General features: G+C 31.9%; 2 protein-coding genes. Both read left to right on the top strand.

Going from position 1 to position 1,346, the window contains the following annotated elements; genetic code table 11:
- The first annotated feature begins 77 nt into the window (after positions 1 to 77).
- A complete protein-coding gene (locus ABD814_RS07670) occupies positions 78 to 314 on the top strand; it encodes a P-II family nitrogen regulator (RefSeq protein WP_425549069.1) in 237 nt (78 codons plus the stop codon).
- Positions 315 to 359: 45 nt separating this feature from the next.
- Entirely contained in the window at positions 360 to 1,235 is an 876-nt protein-coding gene (locus ABD814_RS07665; protein ID WP_344911903.1) for a DUF6671 family protein, read from the top strand.
- The last annotated feature ends 111 nt before the right edge of the window (positions 1,236 to 1,346 follow it).

Raw genomic sequence — 1,346 nt, 5'->3', positions numbered from 1 at the left:
TAACTGGCATTCACTTTTGGCAATTTAATGGGCAAATCACCTATAAAAAATCAAGTTATGAATAATGCAGGAAATATATAGAGTCTTTAGAAATTAAAGCTTACACTATTTATCACGATGTCTCAGGACAAGGTCAAAGAGGTATGAGGTCAATATCTGGAGGGCTTAGCAGGTTTGGTGAAAATATAAGAATAGAAATAATAATTGAGGATGAAGAACAAGCTGTGGAAGTGGCTGAAAAGATATACAATAAATATTTGTCTTCAAGGTATGCCGGAATAGTATATTTAGAAAAAATTCGAGTAGTTAAGTAATTATACAAAAACACCCAGTATATCTATATAGAAGGAGTTTAGCTAATGGATAAAAGGAAAATTATTCACTCTCTTTTCAAAAATCGTGTAGCGATATTAGCAACGATGCATAAAAAAGAAGAAGTAATATCACCGATACTAGAAAATGAATTAGGAATTGAAATTGTTGTTCCTGAAGGATTTAATACGGATCAGTTTGGGACATTTACTGGAGATATAGAGCGTATGGGTGATCAATATGATGCTGCTAGACATAAGGCAATGGGAGCTATGTGCTTATATGATAAAACCTTAGCTTTTGCCAGTGAAGGTTCCTTTGGCCCCCACCCAGTCATTCCATTTGTACCATTTAACCGAGAAATAGTAGTATTAATTGATAAGGAGAATGATATAGAAATTAGTGGCATTGCAACCACAACAGAAACTAATTATGGTCATAAGGTAGTAAGAAACTTTCAAGAGGCCTATGAATTTTCCATAGAAAAAGGATTTCCAGAGCATGGAGTTGTTATAAAAGTGAATCAGTTTACAAGTGATAAAAATCATATGATTAAAGGTATAACAAATAAAGCGGATCTTGAATATGCGGTTGAATTTGCTCTAAAGAATTCTTATGATGGAGAAATATATATAGAAACTGATATGAGAGCATTATATAATCCAACTAGAATGAGAAGTATTGAGGCTGCTACTAATAATCTTATTAAGAATATATTCAATCTCTGCCCGAAATGTGAATGGCCAGGTTTTAAGTTGATAAATAAAAAGGAAGGGTTACCTTGTAGCTGGTGTGGCCTCCCTACTAAATTAGCACTGTCATATCACTACAATTGCAAAAAATGTGGATATACTGAAGAAAAATTATATCCAAATGGAGCAAAACAAGCAGAACCAGGAAACTGTCAATATTGTAATCCATAAATTATTAAAAAATTAAAATTAAAATAAAAAAACTTGTTCTTGAATTTCAAGTTTAAGTTAGTCACTTTGAAAAATAAATATTATGAATTCACAAAGTTATATTGTCAGGTC

The organism is Amphibacillus indicireducens, assembly GCF_039539605.1.
Lineage (GTDB): Bacteria > Bacillota > Bacilli > Bacillales > Amphibacillaceae > Amphibacillus > Amphibacillus indicireducens.
This window is presented reverse-complemented; position numbering and strand designations above follow the sequence as displayed.